The 24856-nt window shown below is 44.6% G+C and carries 22 protein-coding genes and 2 tRNA genes; 11 read left to right on the top strand and 13 right to left on the bottom strand.

Translation table 11 applies throughout. From position 1 onward, the window contains the following. Positions 1 to 116 precede the first annotated feature (116 nt). The 6 genes from R8269_RS19740 to lolB all read right to left on the bottom strand — a co-directional run bounded on the left by R8269_RS19740 (position 117) and on the right by lolB (position 4801). Positions 117 to 193: transfer RNA gene (locus tag R8269_RS19740), tRNA-Met, on the bottom strand. Between the two features lie 284 nt (positions 194 to 477). Continuing rightward, positions 478 to 1569: a redox-regulated ATPase YchF gene (gene ychF, locus R8269_RS19735; protein ID WP_005393178.1), complete on the bottom strand. Its 1092-nt coding sequence runs from the start codon at positions 1567 to 1569 to the stop codon at positions 478 to 480. Between the two features lie 10 nt (positions 1570 to 1579). Beyond that, positions 1580 to 2170 carry an aminoacyl-tRNA hydrolase gene (gene pth, locus R8269_RS19730; RefSeq protein ID WP_005384112.1) on the bottom strand — a complete coding sequence of 197 codons (591 nt, stop codon included), beginning with the start codon at positions 2168 to 2170 and terminating at the stop codon, positions 1580 to 1582. A gap of 151 nt (positions 2171 to 2321) precedes the next feature. Then, positions 2322 to 3266 (bottom strand): ribose-phosphate pyrophosphokinase, encoded by a 945-nt coding sequence (locus R8269_RS19725; protein ID WP_005393176.1) that lies wholly within the window; start codon positions 3264 to 3266, stop codon positions 2322 to 2324. Between the two features lie 27 nt (positions 3267 to 3293). Beyond that, positions 3294 to 4166 (bottom strand): 4-(cytidine 5'-diphospho)-2-C-methyl-D-erythritol kinase, encoded by an 873-nt coding sequence (ispE, locus tag R8269_RS19720; protein ID WP_064369040.1) that lies wholly within the window; start codon positions 4164 to 4166, stop codon positions 3294 to 3296. Then, the gene (lolB, locus tag R8269_RS19715) at positions 4163 to 4801 is read right to left on the bottom strand and encodes a lipoprotein insertase outer membrane protein LolB (protein WP_086046566.1); all 639 of its coding nucleotides are present in this window, start codon (positions 4799 to 4801) and stop codon (positions 4163 to 4165) included. Before lolB ends, ispE begins: the two co-directional genes overlap by 4 nt. A 134-nt stretch (positions 4802 to 4935) precedes the next feature. Here lolB and hemA point away from each other — a divergent pair, with 134 nt between their 5' ends. The 8 genes from hemA to ybaK all read left to right on the top strand — a co-directional run bounded on the left by hemA (position 4936) and on the right by ybaK (position 12792). Continuing rightward, positions 4936 to 6192, top strand: a complete 1257-nt coding sequence (hemA, locus tag R8269_RS19710) for a glutamyl-tRNA reductase (protein WP_005384104.1) — start codon at positions 4936 to 4938, stop codon at positions 6190 to 6192. Positions 6193 to 6221: 29 nt separating this feature from the next. Continuing rightward, positions 6222 to 7310 (top strand): peptide chain release factor 1, encoded by a 1089-nt coding sequence (gene prfA, locus R8269_RS19705; RefSeq protein ID WP_005382222.1) that lies wholly within the window; start codon positions 6222 to 6224, stop codon positions 7308 to 7310. A 3-nt stretch (positions 7311 to 7313) separates the two neighbouring features. Further along, the gene (prmC, locus tag R8269_RS19700) at positions 7314 to 8168 is read left to right on the top strand and encodes a peptide chain release factor N(5)-glutamine methyltransferase (protein WP_318222633.1); all 855 of its coding nucleotides are present in this window, start codon (positions 7314 to 7316) and stop codon (positions 8166 to 8168) included. Positions 8169 to 8208: 40 nt separating this feature from the next. Beyond that, positions 8209 to 8592, top strand: coding sequence for a SirB2 family protein (locus R8269_RS19695; protein WP_318222632.1), 384 nt, complete (start codon positions 8209 to 8211; stop codon positions 8590 to 8592). A gap of 6 nt (positions 8593 to 8598) precedes the next feature. After that, positions 8599 to 9408, top strand: a complete 810-nt coding sequence (locus tag R8269_RS19690) for a SirB1 family protein (RefSeq protein ID WP_005384098.1) — start codon at positions 8599 to 8601, stop codon at positions 9406 to 9408. Positions 9409 to 9461: 53 nt separating this feature from the next. After that, a complete protein-coding gene (kdsA, locus tag R8269_RS19685) occupies positions 9462 to 10313 on the top strand; it encodes a 3-deoxy-8-phosphooctulonate synthase (protein WP_005384095.1) in 852 nt (283 codons plus the stop codon). A gap of 220 nt (positions 10314 to 10533) precedes the next feature. Continuing rightward, the gene (gene ushA / locus R8269_RS19680) at positions 10534 to 12216 is read left to right on the top strand and encodes a bifunctional UDP-sugar hydrolase/5'-nucleotidase UshA (protein ID WP_213916786.1); all 1683 of its coding nucleotides are present in this window, start codon (positions 10534 to 10536) and stop codon (positions 12214 to 12216) included. Between the two features lie 102 nt (positions 12217 to 12318). Further along, the gene (gene ybaK / locus R8269_RS19675; RefSeq protein ID WP_005382231.1) at positions 12319 to 12792 is read left to right on the top strand and encodes a Cys-tRNA(Pro) deacylase; all 474 of its coding nucleotides are present in this window, start codon (positions 12319 to 12321) and stop codon (positions 12790 to 12792) included. Positions 12793 to 12856: 64 nt separating this feature from the next. Here the strand turns inward: ybaK and rluF are convergent, their stop codons facing one another. The 3 genes from rluF to R8269_RS19660 all read right to left on the bottom strand — a co-directional run bounded on the left by rluF (position 12857) and on the right by R8269_RS19660 (position 14963). Beyond that, positions 12857 to 14014, bottom strand: coding sequence for a 23S rRNA pseudouridine(2604) synthase RluF (gene rluF / locus R8269_RS19670; protein WP_318222631.1), 1158 nt, complete (start codon positions 14012 to 14014; stop codon positions 12857 to 12859). A 94-nt stretch (positions 14015 to 14108) separates the two neighbouring features. Continuing rightward, positions 14109 to 14690: a DNA endonuclease SmrA gene (gene smrA, locus R8269_RS19665; RefSeq protein ID WP_213894378.1), complete on the bottom strand. Its 582-nt coding sequence runs from the start codon at positions 14688 to 14690 to the stop codon at positions 14109 to 14111. A 132-nt stretch (positions 14691 to 14822) separates the two neighbouring features. Next, positions 14823 to 14963, bottom strand: coding sequence for a DUF3149 domain-containing protein (locus R8269_RS19660; RefSeq protein WP_005382236.1), 141 nt, complete (start codon positions 14961 to 14963; stop codon positions 14823 to 14825). 259 nt (positions 14964 to 15222) lie between these two features. Between R8269_RS19660 and R8269_RS19655 the strand changes: the two genes are divergently transcribed. Next, positions 15223 to 15299 (top strand) — tRNA-Pro (locus R8269_RS19655). 185 nt (positions 15300 to 15484) lie between these two features. Here the strand turns inward: R8269_RS19655 and R8269_RS19650 are convergent. Together R8269_RS19650 and R8269_RS19645 are read right to left on the bottom strand one after the other, a co-directional pair. Beyond that, entirely contained in the window at positions 15485 to 15868 is a 384-nt protein-coding gene (locus R8269_RS19650) for a hypothetical protein (protein WP_005384085.1), read from the bottom strand. A gap of 151 nt (positions 15869 to 16019) precedes the next feature. Further along, positions 16020 to 16892 (bottom strand): TraB/GumN family protein, encoded by an 873-nt coding sequence (locus R8269_RS19645; protein ID WP_005382001.1) that lies wholly within the window; start codon positions 16890 to 16892, stop codon positions 16020 to 16022. A 494-nt stretch (positions 16893 to 17386) separates the two neighbouring features. On the opposite strand from R8269_RS19645, the gene R8269_RS19640 reads away from it, so the two are divergent. Beyond that, entirely contained in the window at positions 17387 to 20038 is a 2652-nt protein-coding gene (locus R8269_RS19640) for a beta-N-acetylhexosaminidase (protein WP_318222630.1), read from the top strand. A gap of 439 nt (positions 20039 to 20477) precedes the next feature. Further along, positions 20478 to 21170, top strand: coding sequence for an oligogalacturonate-specific porin KdgM family protein (locus R8269_RS19635; RefSeq protein ID WP_017819981.1), 693 nt, complete (start codon positions 20478 to 20480; stop codon positions 21168 to 21170). 65 nt (positions 21171 to 21235) lie between these two features. On the opposite strand, the gene R8269_RS19630 is transcribed toward R8269_RS19635, so the two are convergent. Both R8269_RS19630 and R8269_RS19625 read right to left on the bottom strand, forming a co-directional pair. After that, complete coding sequence (locus tag R8269_RS19630) at positions 21236 to 21685, bottom strand: DUF411 domain-containing protein (RefSeq protein ID WP_213872113.1); 450 nt, start codon at positions 21683 to 21685, stop codon at positions 21236 to 21238. A 21-nt stretch (positions 21686 to 21706) separates the two neighbouring features. Beyond that, positions 21707 to 24403 (bottom strand): heavy metal translocating P-type ATPase, encoded by a 2697-nt coding sequence (locus R8269_RS19625; protein ID WP_258476590.1) that lies wholly within the window; start codon positions 24401 to 24403, stop codon positions 21707 to 21709. Between the last annotated feature and the right edge of the window lie 453 nt (positions 24404 to 24856).

Here is a 24856-nt window from a genome sequence, read left to right as displayed (position 1 = left end):
AGGAGAGACTTGAACTCTCACACCTTGCGGCGCCAGAACCTAAATCTGGTGCGTCTACCAATTCCGCCACTTCCGCATCTATTCCTAACTGCTCTGATAAAAAGAACATTTAGGAATGGTGGCTACGACGGGATTCGAACCTGTGACCCCATCATTATGAGTGATGTGCTCTAACCAGCTGAGCTACGTAGCCAAAACCATATTTTTTGTTCTCAACGCTTTGTTGCCTTGTCGTTGGGAACGGCGCGCATTATGCGAAGTTGAGTGAGATCCGTCAACAGTTTTTTTTAATAAATTTCGGAAAAAACCTCGTTCGCTTCCTTTTTAAACAAAGAGGCGTGTTTATGATCTAAAACTGGAAATAAATTAGCTTGCAGTTGCGTAATTTATTTTTGTTCATTTACTTAAGGTATTAAAAAAGCCAGCTTAACAGCTGGCTTTTAGTGTAAATGAAGTGTTTAGAATTCATTCATTTAATTAAACATTGAAGCGGAAGTGTACAACATCGCCATCTTTTACGATGTAGTCTTTACCTTCTAGACGCCATTTACCTGCGTCTTTTGCGCCATTTTCACCATTGAATTGGATGAAATCGTCGTAACCAACTACTTCTGCACGAATAAAGCCTTTCTCGAAGTCAGTGTGGATCTTACCTGCCGCCTGAGGCGCAGTTGCACCAACAGGGATTGTCCAAGCACGTACTTCTTTAACACCTGCTGTGAAGTAGGTGTGTAGAGTCAGTAGTTCGTAACCAGAGCGAATTACACGGTTCAGGCCCGGCTCTTCGATCCCCATATCTGCTAGGAATTCTTCGCGATCTTCATCTTCTAGTTCAGATAGTTCAGATTCGATAGCTGCACATACAGGTACAACGACATTGTTTTCTTTTTCTGCGAACTCACGAACCGCATCTAGATATGGGTTATTTTCGAAGCCATCTTCGTTTACGTTTGCAATGTACATAGTTGGCTTCAGTGTTAGGAAGTTTAGGTAGCCGATTGCTGCTAACTCTTCTTTAGATAGCTCAACTGTGCGTGCCATGCCGCCTTCAGTTAGTACTGGTAACAGTTTTTCTAGTACGGTTAGTTCAAATTTTGCGTCTTTATCGCCGCCTTTTGCCTTCTTCGCGTTACGTTGAATCGCTCGCTCACAAGAATCAAGGTCAGCCATTGCAAGTTCAAGGTTGATCACTTCGATATCTTCGATAGGTGAAACTTTACCTGAAACGTGAACAATGTTTTCGTTTTCAAAACAGCGTACAACGTGGCCAATCGCGTCTGTTTCACGGATGTTAGCTAGGAATTTGTTACCTAAACCTTCACCACGTGATGCACCAGCAACAAGACCAGCGATGTCCACGAACTCCATCGTCGTTGGAAGAACTCTCTGTGGGTTAACGATCTTAGCTAGTGCGTCTAGACGTAGATCTGGCACAGGAACCACACCAGTGTTTGGTTCAATGGTACAGAACGGGAAGTTTGCTGCTTCGATACCCGCTTTAGTTAGTGCGTTGAACAGAGTTGATTTACCTACGTTAGGTAGACCAACGATGCCACATTTAAAACCCATGATAGTAACCTTATTCAGCTTTGAACGTGTGGAGGCGATTTTGTGCTTTAGATAGGCCATCCTTAATCAGGATATCTAGACAACGAACAGCCTCATCAGCTGCTGCATCTAAAAGCTCTTGCTCTTTAGCTGGCGCTTTACCTAATACAAAACCCGCCACTTTATCTTTGTGTCCCGGATGACCAATGCCAATACGAAGACGATAAAAATCTTTGTTATTGCCCAGTTTGCTAATGGTGTCACGCAGACCGTTGTGTCCACCGTGACCCCCACCTTTTTTAAACTTAGCGACACCTGGCGGTAAGTCTAGCTCGTCATGAGCAACCATGATCTCTTCAGGTTTAATTTGATAAAATTTCGCAAGCGCTGCGATCGATTTACCTGATAGATTCATGAAGGTGGTTGGGATAAGCAAACGGAGATCCTGGCCATTGACCATAATGCGTCCTGTTAGACCAAAAAACTTTGGTTCGTTCTTCAGTGTAACGTTGTGAACGCGTGCTAATTCTTCTACAACCCAAGCGCCCGCATTGTGACGAGTTCTGGCGTATTCTGGTCCTGGATTAGCAAGACCAACAAGAAGTTTGATTTGTTGACTCAAGGTTAGGATCTCTCTGGAATCTCAAAAAGCGCAGTATGATAGCACAGAAAACTCGCGGTGGGCGACCAAGGGATTTTCTAGTTATCAGTACAAATAAAAAAACACCCCAAAGAGGGGTGCTTTTGAAATCAGTGTAACTGAAATGTTCGTATTAGTTGAACATTGCAGAGATTGACTCTTCGTTGCTGATACGACGAATCGCTTCAGCCAGCATGCGAGATAGGCTTAGTGTTGTCACTTTACCTGTTGCAGCCATCTCTTTAGACAGAGAGATAGAGTCAGTTACGATAACTTGGTCAAGAACTGAGTTCTTGATGTTATCCGCAGCGTTGCCTGAGAATACTGCGTGAGTAGCGTAAGCGAATACACGCTTAGCACCGCGCTCTTTTAGTGCTTCAGCTGCTTTACATAGTGTGCCACCTGTGTCGATCATGTCATCAACGATCACACAGTCACGACCTTCAACATCACCGATTAGGTTCATTACTTCAGAAACGTTTGCACGTGGACGACGCTTATCTACGATTGCGATGTCGATGTCGCCTAGTGCTTTTGCTGTTGCACGAGCACGAACAACGCCACCTAGGTCAGGAGATACCACTACAGGGTTATCTAGACCGCGAGCCTGCATATCTTCAAGTAGCACTGGCGTGCCGAAGATGTTGTCTACAGGTACATCGAAGAAGCCTTGAATTTGCTCTGCGTGTAGGTCGATAGTTAGAACGCGGTCAACACCAACGTTAGATAGGAAATCAGCAACAACTTTTGCAGTAATTGGCACACGCGCAGAACGTACACGACGGTCTTGGCGAGCGTAGCCGAAGTAAGGGATAACTGCAGTGATACGGCCTGCTGAAGCACGGCGCATTGCATCAATCATAACAACCAATTCCATTAGGTTGTCGTTAGTCGGTGCACAAGTGGATTGAATGATGAAAACATCGCTACCACGAACATTCTCATTGATTTGAACTGCAACTTCGCCATCAGAAAAGCGAGAAACAGATGCATCACCAAGAGAGATGTAAAGACGATCAGCAATACGTTGGGCTAGTTCAGGTGTTGCGTTACCAGCAAATAGCTTCATATCAGGCACGGTGGAAACCTCGGGTTTGCGTCCAGTTTAAATAGGTCGGTGTGAGGCTGATTGGTATTCAGCCAAAGTCTCTTTTAATGGCGAAATATTGCGCCCTTGAGCGATAAATGCCGAGACTTTATCAGAGAGTTGTGCAAGGATAGTTTCTGCTTCAGATTTGCTCGAAAATTCAGCAAAAACGCAAGATCCTGTCCCCGTCAATCTTGACGGCGCGTATTGTAGCAGCCAAGAAAGTTGCTTATCAACCTCTGGGTAGAGCATTCGTACAATTTTTTCGCAATCGTTTACGCTTGGCGTATTTAAAAGTGTTTCTAGATCTCGTTTTGGGGTGTTTCGCGTCAGATCTGGATGACAAAAAACGTCGACGGTTGCGATAGATACATTCGGTCTGACGACTAAATACCACTTTTCTTCGGGATAAGCAGGAGAGAGTTTTTCACCAACACCTTCAGCAAAAGCTGCAAATCCGCGCACAAATACGGGCACGTCTGCGCCTAGTTTTAAACCTATTTCAGCCAGTTCGTCGTCAGTTAGATTCAGTTGCCATAAGTAATTCAGTGCCACTAATGCTGTAGCTGCATTCGATGAGCCCCCACCAATGCCTCCACCCATAGGCAGCACTTTCTGTAGCTCAATATGCGCGCCAAAAGGGCAGTTTGAGTAAGTTTGAAGCGCGGTTGCTGCTTTCCAAATTAAATTGTCTTGAAGGGGCACACCTTCTATGTCTGGAGAAATCGTAATATCACCAGAATGGTTCGCTTGAATGGTGAGCTCATCGCCGTGATCGACGAATTGGAATAAGGTTTGTAACTCGTGGTAGCCATTCTCTGTACGGCCGTTGATATATAGAAAGAGATTCAATTTCGCTGGTGATGGCCAGCGTGTTGAAAGTTCAATCATTGGGTGATGTTCCATTTTGTGATCACTAGATTTATTTTGACATCAGCTGTGGTGAGTTTCAGCTTATTTGGCAGAGGGAGAGACTGTTCATGCCATTGAACGTCGCCATATCGTTGATAAGCAATACTCCAATCATTTAAACCAATTTGTTTGTTTAACGCTTGCAGTGTATTGGTTGGAGACAGTTGGAATTTGTCGGCATCGGTCGGTAGACCTAATAGCCAGTCAGGCATGTGTTCGACGGGCATCATCAACCCTGTAAGACGGTAAATCAGCTGGTTAGCACTGCGAGAAGAAAGGACCTGATCGTCGTAAGTTTCTACTGTGGCGCCTTGTGGGGTGATGGTGAGCTTTAATGCCGTTTGTCCGAGAATCGTTGTTAAACGCAACTGGCTTAGTGCTGAAGAATGTTTCCAGTAGAAGTTTAAATTTTGTCTTTGGTCTGGGCCAATATAACCAAGTTTCCCCGTTGCTTGAAAATCTTGGATGGTTTCGAGTCGCTGCTCATGAGCTTGCCATTCAACGCTGGTAACACTTTCTGGAACGGACGAACAACCAGCGAGCAGTAAGCTCGACAAGAAAAAAAGAATAAAGGAGCGTAACGTCATGTTTGATGGCTTATTAATCTGTTTCATCGGGAATCGCTCACAACTATAGCATTGAAAAGTCGCACTTAGGAAAACAAATCCGGCTTACCCTTTCAATAAATGCGTGCTTACAGTAAAATTCTGGACCTATTTTATAACCTATCCCAGAGATACCACGTTAGATGTCCTTGCTTGCTATTGGAATTAATCACAATACAGCGTCTGTCGACTTGCGAGAGAAGGTGGCGTTTGGTCCGGATAAACTCGGCCCTGCACTCGAGCAACTTAGAGAGCACGAAGCGGTTAACGGCAGTGTGATTGTTTCAACCTGTAACCGAACAGAGTTGTACTGCGATGTTAAGCAAGGAGCGCGAAACAAGCTGATCGATTGGCTTGCTCAATTTCATCAAGTGAGCCGCGAAGATTTAATGCCGAGTTTGTATGTTCATGAAGAACAAGCTGCAATAAAGCATTTGATGCGCGTATCGTGCGGTCTTGACTCTCTGGTGTTGGGTGAGCCTCAAATTTTGGGGCAGGTAAAGCAAGCATTTTCTGACTCGCGAGATCATCAAGCCGTCGATGCCTCGATTGATAAATTGTTTCAAAAGACGTTCTCAGTCGCCAAACGGGTGAGAACAGAGACAGATATTGGTGGTAATGCCGTGTCCGTGGCTTATGCGGCATGTACATTGGCAAAACATATTTTTGAGTCGTTATCAGATTCAACCGTGCTTTTAGTTGGTGCGGGCGAGACGATTGAATTGGTCGCGAAGCATTTAGCGTCCAACGGTTGCACAAAAATGATTGTCGCGAACCGCACTAAAGAGCGCGCGCAAGGCTTAGCGGACCAATTTGGCGCAGAAGTGATCAGTTTGAACGAAATTCCTGAACATTTGGCGAAAGCGGATATTGTGATTAGCTCAACGGCGAGCCCATTGCCTATTATTGGCAAAGGTATGGTCGAAACGGCTCTAAAGCAGCGCCGACATCAACCTATCTTGTTAGTCGATATTGCGGTGCCGCGAGATGTAGAGTCGGAAGTCGGTGAACTGAACGACGCATATCTGTATTCTGTTGATGACTTGCAATCTATCATCGACAGCAACATTGAGCAGCGTAAAGTCGAAGCGATTCAAGCTGAAGCGATTGTTAGTGAAGAAAGCGCTGCATTCATGACATGGTTGCGTTCACTGCAAGCCGTCGATAGTATTCGCGACTATCGCAAATCAGCCAACGAAATTCGTGAAGAGTTACTAAGCAAAAGTTTGCAATCTTTAGCGGCAGGCGCAGATCCGGAGAAAGTGCTGCGCGAGCTGAGTAATAAACTCACCAACAAACTGATTCACGCTCCAACTCGCGCATTGCAAAGTGCAGCAGAGCAAGGCGAACCAGCAAAATTAACGATTATCCGCCAAACACTTGGCTTGGATGATCTATAACTCACGCTTTTTATTAAGAAAACGACACTATGAAAGCCTCTATTCTGACTAAGCTAGAAACGCTAGTAGAACGTTACGAAGAAGTTCAACATCTTCTTGGTGATCCTGATGTAATTGGAAATCAGGACAAATTCCGTGCTCTATCAAGAGAGTACTCTCAGCTAGAAGAAGTAACCAAGTGCTTCCAAGCTTATCAACAAGCACAAGAAGATCTTGTCGCCGCTGAAGAGATGGCAAACGAAGACGACGAAGAAATGCGTGAAATGGCGCAAGAAGAAATCAAAGAAGCGAAAGCGACGATTGAGCGTCTTACTGATGAGTTACAGATCCTTCTTCTGCCAAAAGATCCGAACGATGATCGTAACTGTTTCCTAGAAATTCGTGCAGGTGCGGGTGGCGACGAAGCGGGTATCTTCGCGGGTGATCTATTCCGTATGTACAGCAAGTACGCAGAAAAGCGTGGCTGGCGCATCGAAGTCATGTCTTCAAACGAGGCTGAGCACGGTGGTTACAAAGAGATGATCGCGAAAGTAAGCGGCGACGGTGCATACGGCGTGTTGAAATTTGAGTCAGGCGGTCACCGTGTACAGCGTGTTCCAGCAACAGAGTCTCAAGGCCGTGTGCATACTTCTGCTTGTACAGTAGCAGTAATGGCGGAAATCCCAGAAGCGGATCTGCCAGAAATCAAAGCAGCAGACCTGAAAATCGATACGTTCCGTGCATCTGGCGCGGGTGGTCAGCACGTTAACACCACGGATTCTGCAATCCGTATTACCCACTTACCAACGGGTACGGTAGTAGAGTGTCAGGATGAGCGTTCACAGCACAAGAACAAAGCGAAAGCAATGGCGGTTCTTGCTGCTCGTATCGTTCAAGCGGAAGAAGAGCGTCGTGCCGCAGAAGTGTCTGATACACGTCGTAACCTTCTAGGTTCTGGTGACCGTAGTGACCGTATTCGTACATACAACTACCCACAAGGTCGTGTGTCTGATCACCGTATCAACCTGACCATCTATCGTTTGAACGAAGTGATGGAAGGTGACCTGCAGAGCTTGATTGATCCTGTGATTCAAGAGCACCAAGCAGACCAACTTGCGGCGCTCGCAGAGAACGGCTAATCGATGAGCCAAGTTCAATCGATTGAGCAAGCACTGAAAAGTGCGACGGCGAAACTGGCAGAAGGCGGCAAAGAGTCGCCTTCTCTCGATGCAGCTGTACTCCTTTGCCATGTCCTTGGCAAACCACGAACTTACCTGCTGACCTGGCCAGAAAAAGCGTTAGAAGCAGAGCAAAAATCTCAGTTTGATGCTCTACTTGAACGACGTTTAACTGGTGAACCCGTCGCTTATATTATTGGTGAGCGAGAGTTTTGGTCTTTACCGTTTAAAGTTTCTCCTTCTACCCTGATACCTAGACCGGATACAGAACGTTTGGTCGAAGTTGCACTCGATAAGACCTACGAGCAAACTGGGCCTATTTTAGATCTTGGAACGGGGACGGGAGCTATCGCCATCGCGCTTGCATCTGAAATGCCAAAGCGTCAAGTGATGGGCGTAGACCTTAAGCAAGAAGCGAGAGCACTTGCAGAGTACAATGCAGAGCAGCTAAACATCAAAAATGTGACCTTTGCTCAAGGCAGTTGGTTTGAGCCTATTACAGAAGGTACGAAGTTTGCTTTAATTGTCTCCAACCCGCCATATATTGATGAAAAAGATCCACATTTATCCCAAGGTGATGTGCGCTTTGAGCCAAAATCTGCATTAGTTGCTAAAGAGAATGGCTTAGCTGATATTCGTCATATCTCGGATCTTGCTCGTCAGTATCTTGAAGTGGGCGGTTGGCTGGCATTTGAACATGGTTATGATCAAGGTGAGGCGGTGCGTGAGATAATGCGTGGCTTTGGTTACCAACAGGTCGCTACGGAAAAAGATTATGGCGGTAACGATCGAGTAACGCTTGGTTGTCTGGTCAATTAATCATGGAAGTCAGCAAACACTAACTAAAAAGAGAAGAAAAATGTACGTAGCTCTAAAACACATACACTTAGTGACGATCGCTCTCAGCGCGACGCTACTATCGATCCGATTCGTGTTAATGATGATGAACTCACTGAAGCGAAATAATCGCTTTTTGAAAGTGTTTCCCCACATCGTTGATACTGCATTGCTAGTGTCAGGTATCGCGCTTATTTTCATTACTGGTTTCATCCCGTTTACCGATGCCGCACCGTGGTTAACAAACAAAATCACCTGCGTACTGGCGTACATTGCGCTTGGATTCTTCTCATTGAAACTTGCGAAAAACAACCTACTGAAGATATTTGGCTTTTTCGGCGCATTAGGTTGGTTGGTCATGGCTGCAAACATTGCTGTGTCTAAGAGCCCTACGTTATTTGGATAAGACGTCATGTTAGAGTTTTTTGACGAAGATTTTGACAATATACCGTTGGTGGAAGGTGCGCTTGAGCTAAACAAAGCGATTAACCCAGAAACCAAAGTACATTGGGCGAAACAAGAGTTAGAGCGTCTTTACAAAGATGCAGAAGCCACGCTTGTTCATGAAACCGATGAAGAGCAACGATTTGATGCATTCCTACGACTGTTTTTCCACGAGTGGGGATTCAAAGGCGACGAGCAGGAATACTTTATTTCGGACAACAGCTTCATCGATAAAGTGTTGGAGCGCAGAAAAGGTATTCCTGTGAGCTTAGGTTCGATTTTGTTATACCTAGGCAAAAAGCTGGGTTTCCCGCTGAAGGGAGTTACTTTCCCTACTCAGTTCTTGTTAAAAGTCGACTGGATGCATAAGAAGCCAGACTACATCAATCCATTTAATGGTGAGTATGTAGGTGAAAGGATTCTTCAAGCTTGGCTTATTGGCCAGGAAGGACCGCTAGCTCAGCTAAAGCCTGAACATTTTGAGGAAGCTGACAACCCAACAATTATTGGTCGCTGGTTGGCATTGATTAAAAGTGCGATGTTGCGTGAAGAGCATTATACGTTGGCATTACGTTGTACGAATCTTGCTTTAACGTTTGTGCCAGATGATCCATACGAAATTCGTGACCGTGGTTTTATTTTCCAACAGCTAGAGTGCCCTCAAGTAGCGGTATCAGATTTTCAGTACTTTATTGACCAATGCCCTGACGATCCGGCTTCCGAGCTACTAAAATCACAAGTTAATGTGATGAGTGAAACGCACGTCACACTTCACTAATTTTATCGATGTGCCGAACTGTGGCGTATCGTGGACAGAAAAAGAGAATCAAAATGGAACAGAAAATCGTTAATATCGGCGACATTCAGGTTGCTAACGACAAGCCATTCACCCTATTTGCAGGTATGAACGTTCTTGAGTCTCGTGATCTTGCGATGCAGATCTGTGAGCACTACGTAAAAGTAACGGAAAAACTTGGTATTCCTTACGTATTTAAGGCGTCGTTTGACAAAGCAAACCGCAGTTCTGTTCATTCATACCGTGGTCCAGGTCTGGAAGAAGGTATGAAAATCTTTCAGGAGCTGAAAGACACTTTTGGTGTAAAGATCATCACGGACGTTCACACTGAAGCGCAAGCTCAACCTGTCGCTGACGTGGTAGACGTTATTCAGCTTCCTGCATTCCTAGCTCGTCAAACTGACCTTGTTGAAGCTATGGCTAAAACAGGTGCGGTTATCAACGTGAAGAAACCTCAATTTATGAGCCCTGGTCAAGTGGGTAACATCGTTGAGAAGTTCGCAGAATGCGGTAACGACAAGATCATCCTATGTGAGCGCGGTTCTTGCCACGGTTACGATAACCTAGTTGTAGACATGCTTGGTTTTGGTGTGATGAAAAATGCTTCGAAAGGTAGCCCAATCATCTTTGACGTAACGCACTCACTACAAATGCGTGACCCATCAGGCGCAGCATCTGGCGGTCGTCGTGAGCAGACAGTTGAGCTTGCTAAAGCGGGTCTAGCGACAGGCATCGCAGGTCTATTTATCGAAGCGCACCCAAACCCAGACCAAGCGCGTTGTGATGGCCCATCTGCACTGCCTCTAGACAAGTTAGAGCCATTCTTAGCACAAATGAAATCGCTTGATGATCTAATCAAGAGCTTTGCAGATATCGATATTAAGTAAACGCCAGATGACTGGTGGTAACAAATACTATAGCCAACCGAGTGTTGGCTATTTTTTTATCTGAAAAACTGTAAATTCTCAAACTTGTTACTAATGAATTTGTTATTGCTAAACAATGCATCATAATTATTAAATCAATGTGTTAGGGTGCATGTGGTTTTCAAATAGATCGAATGCTTAAAATGTGCGTCAGTAATCCCAATAAGAAAAAGGTAAATAAATGAATCAGCGTCTGATGATCAAAACTGTTTTGAGTGCCGCTATCTTGGCCTCGTTAGCTGGGTGTGCTACGCAACCTGCACCAGAATGGAATGCCGATACAACCTATAAATTGACCGTATTGCACACTAACGACCATCATGGTCGCTTTTGGCAAAATCGATACGGTGAATATGGCATGGCGGCGCGTAAAACGTTAATCGATGATTTGCGCGAAGAAATACAGGCTGAGGGGGGTAGCGTGTTATTGCTTTCTGGTGGTGACATCAACACAGGAGTACCTGAGTCTGATTTACAAGATGCCGAGCCGGATTTTAAAGGCATGAGCAAAATTGGTTACGATGCGATGGCTCTAGGTAATCATGAGTTTGATAATCCATTGGACGTGCTATTCAAGCAGCAAGAGTGGGCAAACTTTCCGATGTTGTCTGCCAATATTTACGATAAAAATACTGGCAAGCGTTTATTCCAACCATACGCGATGTTTAAAAAGCAGGGCATTAAAATTGCGGTCATTGGCCTTACAACCGAAGACACAGCGAAACTTGGCAACCCTGAATTCATTGAACAAATTGACTTCCGTGACCCAAAAGAAGAAGCCAAGAAGCTGATTGCAGAACTGAAAGAAACAGAGTATCCAGATCTGATTTTTGCTGTCACGCATATGGGACACTATGAAAATGGTAATAGAGGCATCAATGCTCCTGGCGATGTGGCGTTAGCTCGTTATTTGAATGACGGCGATCTCGACATGATCGTTGGAGGACACTCACAAGAGCCTGTTTGTATGGAAGGGCCAAACGTTATCAAAAAGAACTTTAAACCAGGTGATGAATGTCAGCCCGATAAACAAAATGGTACCTTTATTGTTCAGGCACATGAGTGGGGGAAATATGTGGGACGCGCCGATTACGAGTTTCGTAATGGCGAACTCTCGATGGTGAGCTACGATCTGATCCCAGTAAACTTGAAAAAGAAAGTTAAAGTTGATGGTCAGTCGCAACGAGTCTTGATCCAAGAAGAGATTAAACAAGACGAAGCGATGCTTGAGTTTCTTCGTCCTTATCAAGAAAAAGGTCAGGGCAAACTAAACGTGAAGATTGCAGAATCTAACGGTAAGCTTGAGGGTGACCGCAATGTGGTTCGTTACCAGCAAACAAACTTAGGTCGATTAATTGCAACGGCTCACATGGAACGTGCGAAAGCAGATTTCGCCGTAATGAATTCTGGTGGTGTTCGAGATTCGATTGCTGCGGGTGATATTACTTATAAAGACGTGCTCACTGTTCAGCCATTTGGCAATATGGTTTCTTATGTTGATATGACGGGTAAAGAGGTATTAGATTATCTAAATGTCGTTGCAACTAAGCCTGTTGACTCTGGTGCTTATGCACAGTTTGCCGGCATTGCGATGAGTATCAATAATGGTGAGGTAACCAATGTGTTTATTGGTAATAAGCAACTTCGCTTAGATGGTAATTACCGCTTTACCGTACCAAGCTACAATGCTGCTGGTGGTGATGGTTACCCTAAAATCGACGATCATCCAGGGTATGTAAATACAGGTTTTACCGATGCTGAAGTTTTGAAGGATTATTTAGAAACACACAGCCCTATTGATGTTAATGAGTATGCCCCTTCAGGTGAAATCACGTATTTAGTTGATACGGCGATTGATCAGTAACCCAACAGAGAAAAAGCGATTGACTCAAACTCGCTGATATCATTAACTAAAAGCGCAGATCCAATTCAGTCTGCGCTTTTTGTTTTTATGAGGAGAATCTTGATGACTCCGGCCATTAATCTTGCGAAAAAGAAAAAAATTCCACACACCATCCATCAATATGAGCACGATCCTAGAGCCGATAGTTATGGTTTAGAAGCTGCTGAAGTGCTAGGACAGGATCCGAAAACAGTATTTAAAACCTTGTTGTTCTGCTTGAACGGGGAGCCAAAGAACCTTGCGGTTGCGATTATCCCTGTTGATCAAAAGCTGAACCTAAAACTGGCAGCGAAAGCAGCGAAGGGCAAAAAGGCCGATATGGCTGATCCGGAAATCGCGCAAAAGACCACAGGTTATGTCGTTGGTGGAATTAGCCCACTAGGGCAGAAGAAAGCCTTACCTACTTTTTTGCACGAAAGCGCAGCAGAGCAAGACACAATCTGTGTGAGTGCTGGTAAACGTGGTTTAGAAATTGAGTTAGCCCCGAGAGATTTGCTGAGCTTAACTCGCGGTCAGTTTGCACCTCTTTGTTTGTAAACTCATGACAAATAAAAAGGACGCTCATGAGCGTCCTTTTTTGATCTTGCCTGTCAGTGAAGCGTTACTTCTTCAGACTCAATGTACCACCAGTGCGTTTAGCTGGTTTACTTGGTTTCGCGGCATTTGGGTTCATGTAATGCTGCTTGGGCTTACTCGGTGATTGAGGCTTGTTTGCTGAATGCGTATTGCTCGATGCATCTGGTTTACGGTGTGATTTACCATGCTCGCCTTGCGGTCTGCTGCGTTCACCTTGTGGTTTCGCTTTGTAATGTTCTTTAGCTGGACGTCCGCCTTCATCATCACGCTGACGACGCTTTTGTTGACCTTTTTTCGAGTTTGGTGCATGACGGAATTCATCAGCATTGTTACCACGGAAAGTTCGTGTCTTCTGGTTACGACGAGCAGTAGAATCTTGGTTTTCTTCACGGCTATCAAACAGCTTCGCGTCGGTCGCTTTACGAATGTTGCGACCTCTAGAGTCTGTTTTTGATGCTTCTTCTGTACCTACCGAGCCTTCACACATTGCTAGGATCTCTGCCACTTCTTCGTCACTTAGATAACGCCATTTTCCATTCGGAATACCATCAAGAGAGATATTCATGATGCGTACGCGACGCAGCTTGAATACTTCATAGCCCAGCGCTTCACACATGCGACGGATCTGACGGTTAAGTCCTTGAGTGAGCACAATACGGAAAGAGAATTTAGTTTCTTTCGTTACCTTACAAGGTAGGGTGACTGTGTCGAGAATCTTAACGCCACTCGACATCTGTTTGAGAAACTCTCCTGTAATTGGCTTGTCCACGCGTACGACGTACTCTTTTTCGTGGTTGTTGCCTGCGCGAAGGATTTTGTTCACGATGTCGCCATCGTTGGTCAAAAAGATCAGACCATCAGAGGGTTTGTCTAAGCGGCCGATCGGAAAGATACGTTTTTGGTGGCCGATGAAATCAACGATGTTTCCAGGGACGTCTCTCTCAGTTGTACAGGTGATGCCTGTTGGTTTATTGAGAGCGATATAAATCGGCTTCTCTTTTGCTGCCACTGGCTTACCATCCACACAAACATTATCACCAGGTAGCACTTTTGTCCCCATTTCAGGTTTGTTGCCATTAATGGTGACACGGCCTTGCTCAATCAGTCTGTCTGCTTCACGGCGTGAGCAAAACCCCGTTTCACTGATGAATTTATTTAATCGTTTAGCGTTGTCTTGTGACATTTTTGTCTCCTAACGTTTCACAACGGCGAATGAAGCTCCCTTCCTCTAAGGGGAAGGAAGAATAAGGGCGGGCATTCTAGCATTAGGGTGAAATTTAGCCTAACCGTTTTTGGTGACGTTCGCGGGTTTCTAATTTCTTTTCCGCACTTTTTCTAAGTAGGACGTAAACGGCTCCAGTTCCACCGTGAAAGCGTTGCGCACTATGGATGCATTGGACTTCCTTTATTTGTCGTAGCCAACTGCTAACAAAGCTTTTCATCATTGCAGGTGGATTTGAGCGTTCTCCTCGGCCGTGGACAATAACGACCGTTCGTATGTCCATTGATAGGCACTGTTTTAAAAACTTTACGACTTCATCACGTGCTTCTTTCAATGTTTTACGGTGCAAATCCAAGCGAGCTTGGATTGGATACTTACCAAGGCGAAGTTTGCGGTAAACCCCGTCCTGTACACCATCACGTTTGAACTCAACAAAGTCCTCTGGCTTGAGCATTTCAGCGTGATCAAGTGATAGGTATTCTGGGTCATCTTCCGTTAACCAGATTGCTGCTTCGCGTTTTGCGAGCTGTGCTTCTGTTACTTGGTGTACTTTTTTGTGTTCGGTGGTGTCTTGAGTGATTGGCTTTACATCGCCCATCATCTGTTGAAATAGATCAAAATCGTCGTCGTGAGACATAGCAGTAATCTCATTAAGAACAGGGAAGAATAATAGGATTATATCAATGAGTGGTGCATTGAGATCAAATAAAAAACCGGAGTAGGCAAGTAACCGACTCCGGTGCAAAGCGTTTCTAGAGCTAAGCGAGATCTAGTGAGGAGATTTGTCGTTCATGATCTTGTATATGAAGAAACCGCCGTAAAATAACATCAGACCAATTGCCCCAAAAATTACTATCATTGACGATAGACCCACTGCATTACCAAATAGGAGATCAAGCCAAAAGTCCATACGTTTCCTCCAAGATGTTCCCGACAGGAATAAACTAAATGGCGGTGTCTTGTTGCACACTGATCTGGATCAATTATGTTGCTAAGGTTAATAAACTGTATTTTGTTGTGAGTTATCAGTCACATTTTACGTGCTAGTGTTCAGTTATTCATCAAACGAATTAAGACCTAAGGTTTTTTTGTAAAAAGCACTTGCGCCACAGTTCAGAATCCGTAATATACGCATTCGTTGACGGGGACAATTCCTCAGTTAAACATCTCGGTGAATAGCGCAGCTTGGTAGCGCATCTGGTTTGGGACCAGAGGGTCGGGGGTTCGAATCCCTCTTCACCGACCACTTTTAGAAAGCCTGCTCAATGAGCAGGCTTTCGTCGTTTTTAGTGCTAGTAATTTTAGACTTCAATAGTATCGAACCAAATGGGGTTCGCTTGAAGTTAGAACATGGCTCTTCACCGACACGTATTGAGAGGAAGGCTCTACAGAAATGTAGGGCCTTTTCATTTTTTAGAGCGAGTAAATTTATTACTTGATGTCACACGAGATAGTATTGATAGGAGTTTCAGAAGTAGTGAAACAGACATAAGCGGTCTTTGGGTGATTTGGCCCAATCTTGACGTAACCCGCTTTTAAATCGTCTTCATCAAACGTTACTGAGTGAGATTTGCTTGTATTTCCATCATAGTAAACCGCTTCAAAGCCTTGGTTCATCATATGTGCAACGCGATTTCGAGTGTGGGCTGTTGAAAACGTGATGTTCGCGCAACGCATCATTGGTTTTTCGGTAATAAGAAATTGACCACTCTCTTTATCTAAAACACCGCCTTTTACTTCCGGAGTTATATCAATAGCTTGAAAAGCTTCTACGTTGCATGGCGGTTTAGCATAAGACAGCGAAGAAGTGAGCATAATTCCAATCGTGTATAGGAATAAATATTTAAATTTCATATGAGTTGTTTTGTATCCACTTAGCTTAACGGCGTTTTATAAGAAAGTTTGAATGAATTTTAAATGGTTGTATTTAAATAATTGTATTTAAATGGCATTTTTCAAACAATCACTAGATATCACAATTTGCTTGGCGCGTCTTACCCAGTGGTTTGATGTTAAATCCCCGATTTTTAAGCAGTTCAATCAGGTTATCTTTACCTACTAAATGCAAGCCACCAACAACAACGGTGTAACGACCCGATTGCTGAGGTAGAACACTGCCAGTGTCGAGTTTTTTAGCCCAATCTCGATTACGCTCGTATAAAAAGGCTTGGTTAAACTCTTCTGTTGTATGATCGGTCAAAGAGGCTTCGACCAACATGCTACCATCACCACTCTTCCAACTCTCTATCAAGCATTGAACCAACTCTTCTCCGCCATCATATTCTTCAATTGATGAGAGAAGTATCTCTTTACCGCCTTCTGATTGACCTGCGATTAAATCGATTTGGAATTGCACGGACTCCAGTGGAATGACCGGGATTTGCTTTTTATCAGCGAGTCCTATTAAGTGCATGTCGACCCCTTTATCAGAGACATACCCCAGTTTGTTGACTAAAGCGAGTTGGATGGTGAATGCTGCCATCCAAGGTGGGGAATTTAGGAGTTGAGTTTCTGGCAAACCTAAATCTTGGGCAATTTCAATTAAGTGGCGACGTTGAGCTCTGTCTAAAACATCTTTAGAAAGAATGGTTGTTTGTGGGTAAACCAAGCCTTCAGAATTCCTGACGTCTGCTTCAATAATCAACCCTGCGCTTTGGCTTAAATGCTGGATGACCGTTCTAGGGAGTGGGTACATCGTTTTATCCCCCACATGTACCGAGCCAATAATCATAAGTTCGGTTTCCCCTTTTTTCGCTAACCAATGCTGTGGCTCTGCATAAGAGGAAAAAGGAGTCAAAGTAACAAGTAGAGATGATATGAGCGTCAAGAGACGAAACATAGAATGGTCCTCAGATAAGATACCTTTAAACTTTATACGCAAAATAGCGTGAGGTTAAGTGCAATTTCTCCAGTGGGGTATTCGACAAAATCGTCATTTCTAAAAATATTGACGAGTTTTGACGACGAATAAATGAGAGTCACTTCACGAAAGGTAAATAGGTAATTCGCTTACTAATGGTTCACAAAATAATTAGGCGTGATCCAAATCTTACAAAATCAGTCGTAACTCATGAATATAAGTGACCTAGATCGCAGCAAACTCGTCAAAACAAGTTGTTCGATTTTGACGTGTATTGTAACTCCATGAAAATTAGATTTTTATTGTTTTTGCTGAGTGTCATTTTTTGAGCTGGATCACTTCCTATTTCTATTTATTTTACGCTTAGAAATAACAGGTTGTATGTTGAATGTAACGGTTAGGTACCTCGCATTTGAGGGGCCGAGATTTTTATCATTGTCGTTTTGAACCACTGACTTTTTTGGGGAAGTAAGATGTTTAAACCTAGTCTGATTGCTGTTTCTGTTATCACTACATTAGCAGGTTGCTCTGCGCTGCAAAGCTCTGAACAACAAGTTGTAAATTCGTTGGCTAATAATCTTGATATTCAATACCAAGTGTTGACTAACCACGGTGCAAACGAAGGTCTTGCTTGTCAGGACTTAGGGGCTGAGTGGGCGTCTTGTAACAAGGTAAACATGACGCTGGTTAACCAAGGTGAAGCGGTTGACTCAAAAGATTGGGCTATTTACTTCCATAGCATTCGTCTGATTCTGGATGTTGAAAACGAACAGTTTAAAATCTCTCGCGTAACGGGTGATCTACACAAACTAGAACCAACAGATAAGTTTGATGGTTTTGCTGCGGGTGAAGAGGTTGTGCTTCCTCTTGTTGCTGAATACTGGCAGTTATTTGAAACTGACTTCATGCCAGGCGCTTTCGTTGCTGCACCAAATGCAGAGCCTAAGATGATCGCTTCTCTTAACACAGAAGACGTTGCATCTTTCGTGACTGGCCTTGAGGGTAACAACCTAAAACGTACGCCAGATGACAACAACGTATTTGCGAGCGCTGTGTCTCGTTTCGAGAAGAACGAAGATCTAGCAAAACAAGACGTATCAACCACGTTACTACCAACGCCAATGTCTGTTGAAGCAGGTAAAGGTACGGTAGATATCGCGGCGGGTATTGCGCTGCCTAAAGACGCATTCGATGCGGCTCAATACGCAGCAATTCAAGGTCGTGCAGAAGTGGTAGGTGTGGATGTTCGTGGTGATCTTCCTGTAAGCATCACTGTTGTTCCTGCAGACTTCACCGGTGAATTGGCAAAATCTGGTGCTTACGAAATGAGCATCAAAGGCGACGGTATTGCGATTAAAGCGTTTGACCAAGCAGGTGCTTTCTACGCAGTACAATCTATCTTTGGCCTGGTAGATAGCCAAAATGCTGATTCTCTACCACAACTGTCTATTAAAGATGCGCCGCGTTTTGATTACCGTGGTGTGATGGTGGACGTGGCTCGTAACTTCCACTCTAAAGACGCGATTCTTGCAACGCTTGACCAAATGGCCGCGTACAAGATGAACAAACTACACCTTCACCTAACGGATGATGAAGGCTGGCGTTTAGAAATCCCGGGTCTGCCTGAGCTGACTGAAGTGGGTGCTAACCGTTGTTTCGACTTGGAAGAGAAAAGCTGTTTACTGCCTCAGCTTGGCTCAGGTGCAACGACAGACAACTTTGGTTCTGGCTTCTTCAACAAAGCAGACTACGTGGACATCTTGAAGTACGCGAAAGCGCGTAACATCGAAGTGATTCCTGAAATCGATATGCCAGCACACGCTCGTGCAGCAGTGGTATCAATGGAAGCACGTTACGACCGTCTAATGGAAGAAGGTAAAGAAGCAGAAGCGAACGAGTACCGCCTGATGGATCCTCAAGATACATCGAACGTAACGACGGTTCAGTTCTACAATAAGCAAAGCTTCATCAACCCATGTATGGAATCTTCAACTCGCTTTGTTGATAAAGTGATTTCAGAAGTAGCAGCAATGCACCAAGAAGCGGGCACGCCGCTAACAACATGGCACTTTGGTGGTGACGAAGCGAAGAACATCAAGCTAGGCGCTGGTCTGCAAGACATCAACGCAGAAGACAAAGTAAGCTGGAAGGGTAACATTGATTTGTCTAAGCAAGACAAGCCATTCGCACAGTCACCACAATGTCAGACGCTAATTGCAGACGGTACGGTAAGCGATTTTGCTCATCTACCAAGCCACTTTGCAGAAGAAGTGTCGAAGATGGTGGCAGAGAAAGGCATTCCAAACTTCCAAGCTTGGCAAGATGGCCTTAAGTACAGTGAAGGTGAGAAAGCGTTCGCAACAGAAAACACGCGTGTTAACTTCTGGGACGTTCTTTACTGGGGTGGCACATCATCAGTGTACGAATGGTCTAAGAAAGGTTACGACGTTATCGTTTCTAACCCAGACTACGTATACATGGACATGCCGTACGAAGTTGACCCGAAAGAACGTGGTTACTACTGGGCGACGCGTGCAACAGATACTCGTAAGATGTTTGGTTTTGCACCAGAGAACATGCCTCAGAACGCAGAAACCTCTGTAGACCGCGATGGTAACGGCTTCACTGGTAAAGGTGAAATCAAAGCGAAACCTTTCTATGGTCTATCAGCACAGCTGTGGTCTGAGACAGTACGTAACGACGAGCAATACGAGTACATGGTATTCCCTCGCGTACTGGCAGCCGCTGAACGTGCATGGCACCGTGCTGATTGGGAAAACGACTACAAAGTGGGTGTTGAATACTCGCAAAACTCTAACCTAGTAAACAAAGCTGCGCTAAACCAAGACTACAACCGCTTTGCGAACGTACTTGGCCAACGCGAACTGGCTAAGCTAGAAAAAGCGGGTATCGACTACCGCCTACCTGTACTAGGCGCGAAAGTTGAAGAGGGTAAACTGGCAATGAACGTTCAGTTCCCGGGTGTGAAGCTTCAATACTCTCTAGACGGCAAGAACTGGCTAACTTACGTAGATAATGCTCGTCCAAATGTGAAAGGTGAAGTGTTTATCCGTTCTGTGTCAGCAAGCGGTGAGAAAGCAAGTCGAGTGACCAGCGTGAAATAACTCGATTCTTGTAAGTTAATTTTTTGGCAAAGCCTCAACATCATGTTGGGGCTTTCTTTATTTTTTGAGGAAATTAAGCGTGATCGATGTCTAATTATTTTTCATTGATAAATAAGTTTTTGGTTGTAATGGTCAAGGTTATTGTGAACTTGATCGACTTAATCTGCTAAATATCAATAAATTATCTGTTTACGATCACACTTCTATTTTTTGAATAATTTTATAAAAATACGATAAGTGCCTGTATTTTCCATGTTTTTATCAGGGTTGTTGAGCTTCGGTTTGAACAAGATCACTTTTTAAAATGTTTTATTTTCCATCGCGAATTAATTAAAACAATATTGCGAACGCCAAGGAGGCACATTCCAAAGTTTGCGATAAAAGGGAAGAGATGCCCTCTAAAACTATCGCATAACGTGAATAAATAAAGGCAGTAATTATGAAAAATATTTTTGCACTGAGTGCTCTTTCTCTCGCTTTCGCTTCTAATGCTTTTGCTGGTTCTTCTTACGTAACAGGTAATGTTCAATTCCACGATGATGGTCGAATTCATGGTTCGGACGTTACGTCTACACTGGAAGCTGGTCATACTTTTGATAACCAATTCGGCGGCTTTACGGTTTATACCGAATTTGATGGTATTCAGTTGGGTAAACTGGAAACAGAAAACGGTGGCGCAGGTAACACAACACCAGCAATCACTGTGGGTGGTGAGCAGTCATTTAATATTACCGATCATTTATGGGTTGCCGCTGGTTACCAACACCTGTTCTCTGCTGGCGAGAATGTACAGTACCGTCCATTGGTTAAGATCGGTTACAACTTCGATAACGGCATCTCCTTAAGTAACCGTACTCGTGCGCACATTGATGCGACAGACGCAGATGCGGATACAGATTACCGCATGGACAACCGCATCGGTTACGTGATGAATGAGGATGTGACGCTAAGCTACAACAACGTCTACATGATTGAAGCGGAAACCATGGACCACGAGCTTCGTGCAACGTGGACTCGTAAAGGTGTTCAACCTTACTTTGAGTTCCGTAGTCAAGCACACGGTGCAGAAAACGCGAGTGGTGACAGCCTAGTGAATAACGCTTTTGTATTTGGTGCCTCTTACGGCTTCTAATTTTATATTTGTCTTAACTGTCCATTAAGAAAAAGCCCAGCGGTTTATCTCGCTGGGCTTTGTTTTTATTGGTCGTTGCCTTCGTGGTGGCTATATTCGAACACTTGGCCTTTTTCGTTAAAGGCGTAAACGGTGTAGCTGTCTTTTTTGTCGCCATATTCCATACCAGGGGAGCCCATTGGCATGCCCGGTACTGATAGGCCTTTTGCGTTACGTGGTGGATTTTTCAAAAACGCTTTAATGTCTTCGGCTGGAATGTGACCTTCGAACAGATAGCCGTTGATCTCTGCCGTGTGGCAAGAGTAAAGCTGTTCGTTCTTGATGCCTAGCTCGCGTTTGATGGCGTTCATATCATCGTGCAATTTTTCTTCGACCGTAAAGCCGTTCTCTTCCATGTGTTTTGTCCATTCTCCACAACAGCCACAGTATGGCGATTTGTGGTTAATGACATCGGCTGCCAATACGTTGGCGGACACGGTCGCAAGCATTGCAAAGATCAATAGTTTCAACTTCATAATACCCTCAAAAAGAAGTGGTTACTTTACTGAAAACAGTCGTAGTCGATTTGCATTACTAACGACAGTAATTGAAGACAGTGCCATTGCCGCTCCTGCGACAACAGGACTGAGCAAAAATCCAAACGCTGGGTAAAGCACACCTGCGGCAACTGGAATACCCAACGAGTTGTAAACAAAGGCACCAAATAGGTTTTGCTTCATGTTCTTAAGTGTAGCGCGAGAGAGTTCAATCGCATGTACTACCGCCATTGGTGACGTGTTCAGGATGGTCATTTGCGAACTTTCAATGGCGACATCACTGCCGCTACCCATGGCAATACCAAGGTTGGCTAAGGCAAGAGCAGGGGCGTCGTTAATGCCATCCCCCACCATTGCCACGACATGTCCTTGAGATTGAAGTTGCTCAATGTGCTGAGCTTTCTCATCTGGCATTACTTGGGCAATCACTTCATCAATACCAAGTTCTTGGCCGATAGCATTGGCAACGTGTTGGTTATCGCCCGTCAGCATTACCGTTTTGATGCCTTGCGATTTTAATGCAGAGAGCGCTTGTTTCGCATCTGATTTGATCGGGTCGGCAATGGCGATCAGACCGATCAGTTCGCCGTTCAATGCCACAGCTACCGGAGTCCACGCATTTTTTGCGCATTCATCGATGGCAGGTTTTAGTGCGCTAGTCTCGACGTTCTCTGCTTGCATAAATTGAAGCGAACCAATGAGCAGCGGTTTATCTTGATACGTCGCCAAAATGCCGCGCCCGCGAACGTTCTCAAACTTGTCTAATGAGACGTCTTTTGCGTCGTGTCGTTTGGCGTAATCACATACCGCTTTTGCCAGTGGGTGCTCAGACTGACGCTCTGCCGCATACGCTAAAGCCAATAGATCTTCTTGGCTGGTGGCGTGAGTAAACACTTGCTGAACGCTAGGTTTACCTTGGGTAAGCGTGCCAGTTTTGTCGAACACAACCGTGTCGACTTTGCTTGCCAATTGCAGGGCGTCGGCGTCTTTGATCAGAATGCCGAGCTCTGCGGCTTTACCCACTCCCACCGTGACAGAAAGTGGGGTTGCTAAGCCTAGAGCGCAAGGGCATGCGATGATCAGGACGGTTGTGGTGACCACCAGCATATAACTCGCTTTTGGCTCTGGGCCAACGGCAAACCAAACGAGCGCGGCCAGTATTGCTATGCCAACAACGACAGGGACAAACACCGATGAAATCTGGTCTGCCAGTTTCGCGATGGCTGGCTTACTGCTTTGCGCTGTGCGCACCATGCGGATGATACGAGCCAGCATGGTATTTGCGCCAATGCCCGTTGCCTCAATGACTAATCCACCATCGGTATTTAATGTCCCAGCAGACACTTGAGCCTCTTGCGCTTTTAACACTGGTACTGGTTCACCAGTGAGCATCGACTCATCAATGTATGATTCACCTTGAATCACAACACCATCAACAGGCACTTTCTCGCCTGGTTTGATACGCAGTTTCATGCCTAGCGTGATTTGCTCAACCGCGATTTGTTGATCGCCTTGTTCCGTAATTACCGTAGCTTGCTGAGGTTGCAGGTTAATCAACGCTTGTAAGGAACGTGTTGTGTTTGCTTTGGCTTTTGCTTCTATATAGTGACCAAGAGAAATTAAGCCGATGATCATTGCACTCGCTTCAAAGTACACGTGGCGTGAAGCAAGAGGGAACCAGTCTGGGAAAATCACCACAAGCATCGAATAGAACCACGCTGCGCCAGTACCGAGCGCGACTAACGTGTCCATGGTGGCTCGCTTGTGAGTAGCCGCTAACCAAGCGTTACTGAAGAAGTGTTTCCCTGCTGTGGCAAGAAGGAGTAAACATACGATACCGATCGCGCCCCAAGCTAATTGGTCGTTGGTGTTGCGAATCATCATATTGCCGCCAGCAACGCCCCAAATCATTAAAGGGGTACCGACGACAAGGCCAGCAATAGCATCCAGCTTAAAGCATTTTTGTTGCTGACGTTGTTGCTGTGCTTGCTTTTCTTGCTGGGTTGCGGCGTCTTGTAGGATCTCTGCTTGGTAACCGGCTTGTTTTACCGATTCAACAATTGCGTTAAGGAGGTCATCAGAGTCTTGGCTTGCGAATACTAGTGCGCTTTGTTCTGCGAGGTTGACCTGTGCTTTCTCAACGCCTTCTACGTTAGTAAGTGCTTTCTCTACTGAAGAGACGCAACTCGCACACGTCATGCCTTGAATCAGCATTTGCAATTGAATACTCGCTGGTGGCACCTGCGTATCTTTAATATTGCTTTGCTTTTCTACCTGTTCGGTCTCTGGTGAGCTTTCGTTCTCTACTTCAACAGAATCAAGGTTGGCGGTATAGCCGAGTGTTGCTATTAAGTCGATCACTTGTTGCTCGGAGAGGAGGGTACGAATCTCTAAGTGCGTTGTTGAAGCCTCAAAAGAAATAACGTCTTGATTAGATTCTAATAAAGATGAAAGTTTTTTGACGCAGCCGCCACAGCTTAAGCCTGAAAGGTTTAGCTCGTAGTGATTTCCTGCTTGGTAACCAAGAGATTCAATCGACGAGACGAGCTCTTTAAGAGAAGACTCGGTTTTGACCTCTACTTGCGTCGGGGACAAGTTGAGGATCTCCACATCGTGATTCGCATGTAAAGCATTCTCAACTTTTCTCGCACAGCCCATGCAGTTGAGCCCTGATAAAGGTATAACTAACTGATACATAATCTGCACCTCAATAGTAGTGATGCTATGAGCTTAAACCTTCCTGCAAGGGTAAGGTCAATACCCATTTGCTACTCACAACAATTTCGTCAAAATCTCTCGAATCCCACAAGTGCACGGTCATTTTACTTGCGAGTGATCTCAAGGTTTTTTCTCTTTGAATATAAAGTTCCGTTAAAACACCTAAAAGATGAATGAAGTCGCTCACGTTTTTTAGATACTCTCAATGTCAGTTCAGTGTTAAAACGTACTTTTAACGTTTTTTATTTTTTATATTTGATGTTAAATGATTGTTTTTTATTGATTTATTTTATTTTTGATCTTCTCATTTTGAAGTCGCTCAGATTGCTGTAGGGAAAGTTTTTTAGTGCGAAAAAAGTTTGTCATATTTGCCCCGTCCAAACACTGTTTCAAGTTCCTGCCATGTCCTAGTTAGTGAATTTGAAAATGGAA

The organism is Vibrio sp. Vb0667, from assembly GCF_033391095.1.
Note: the sequence above shows the minus strand (reverse complement) of the source record. Positions and strands in the feature narration are given on the sequence as shown.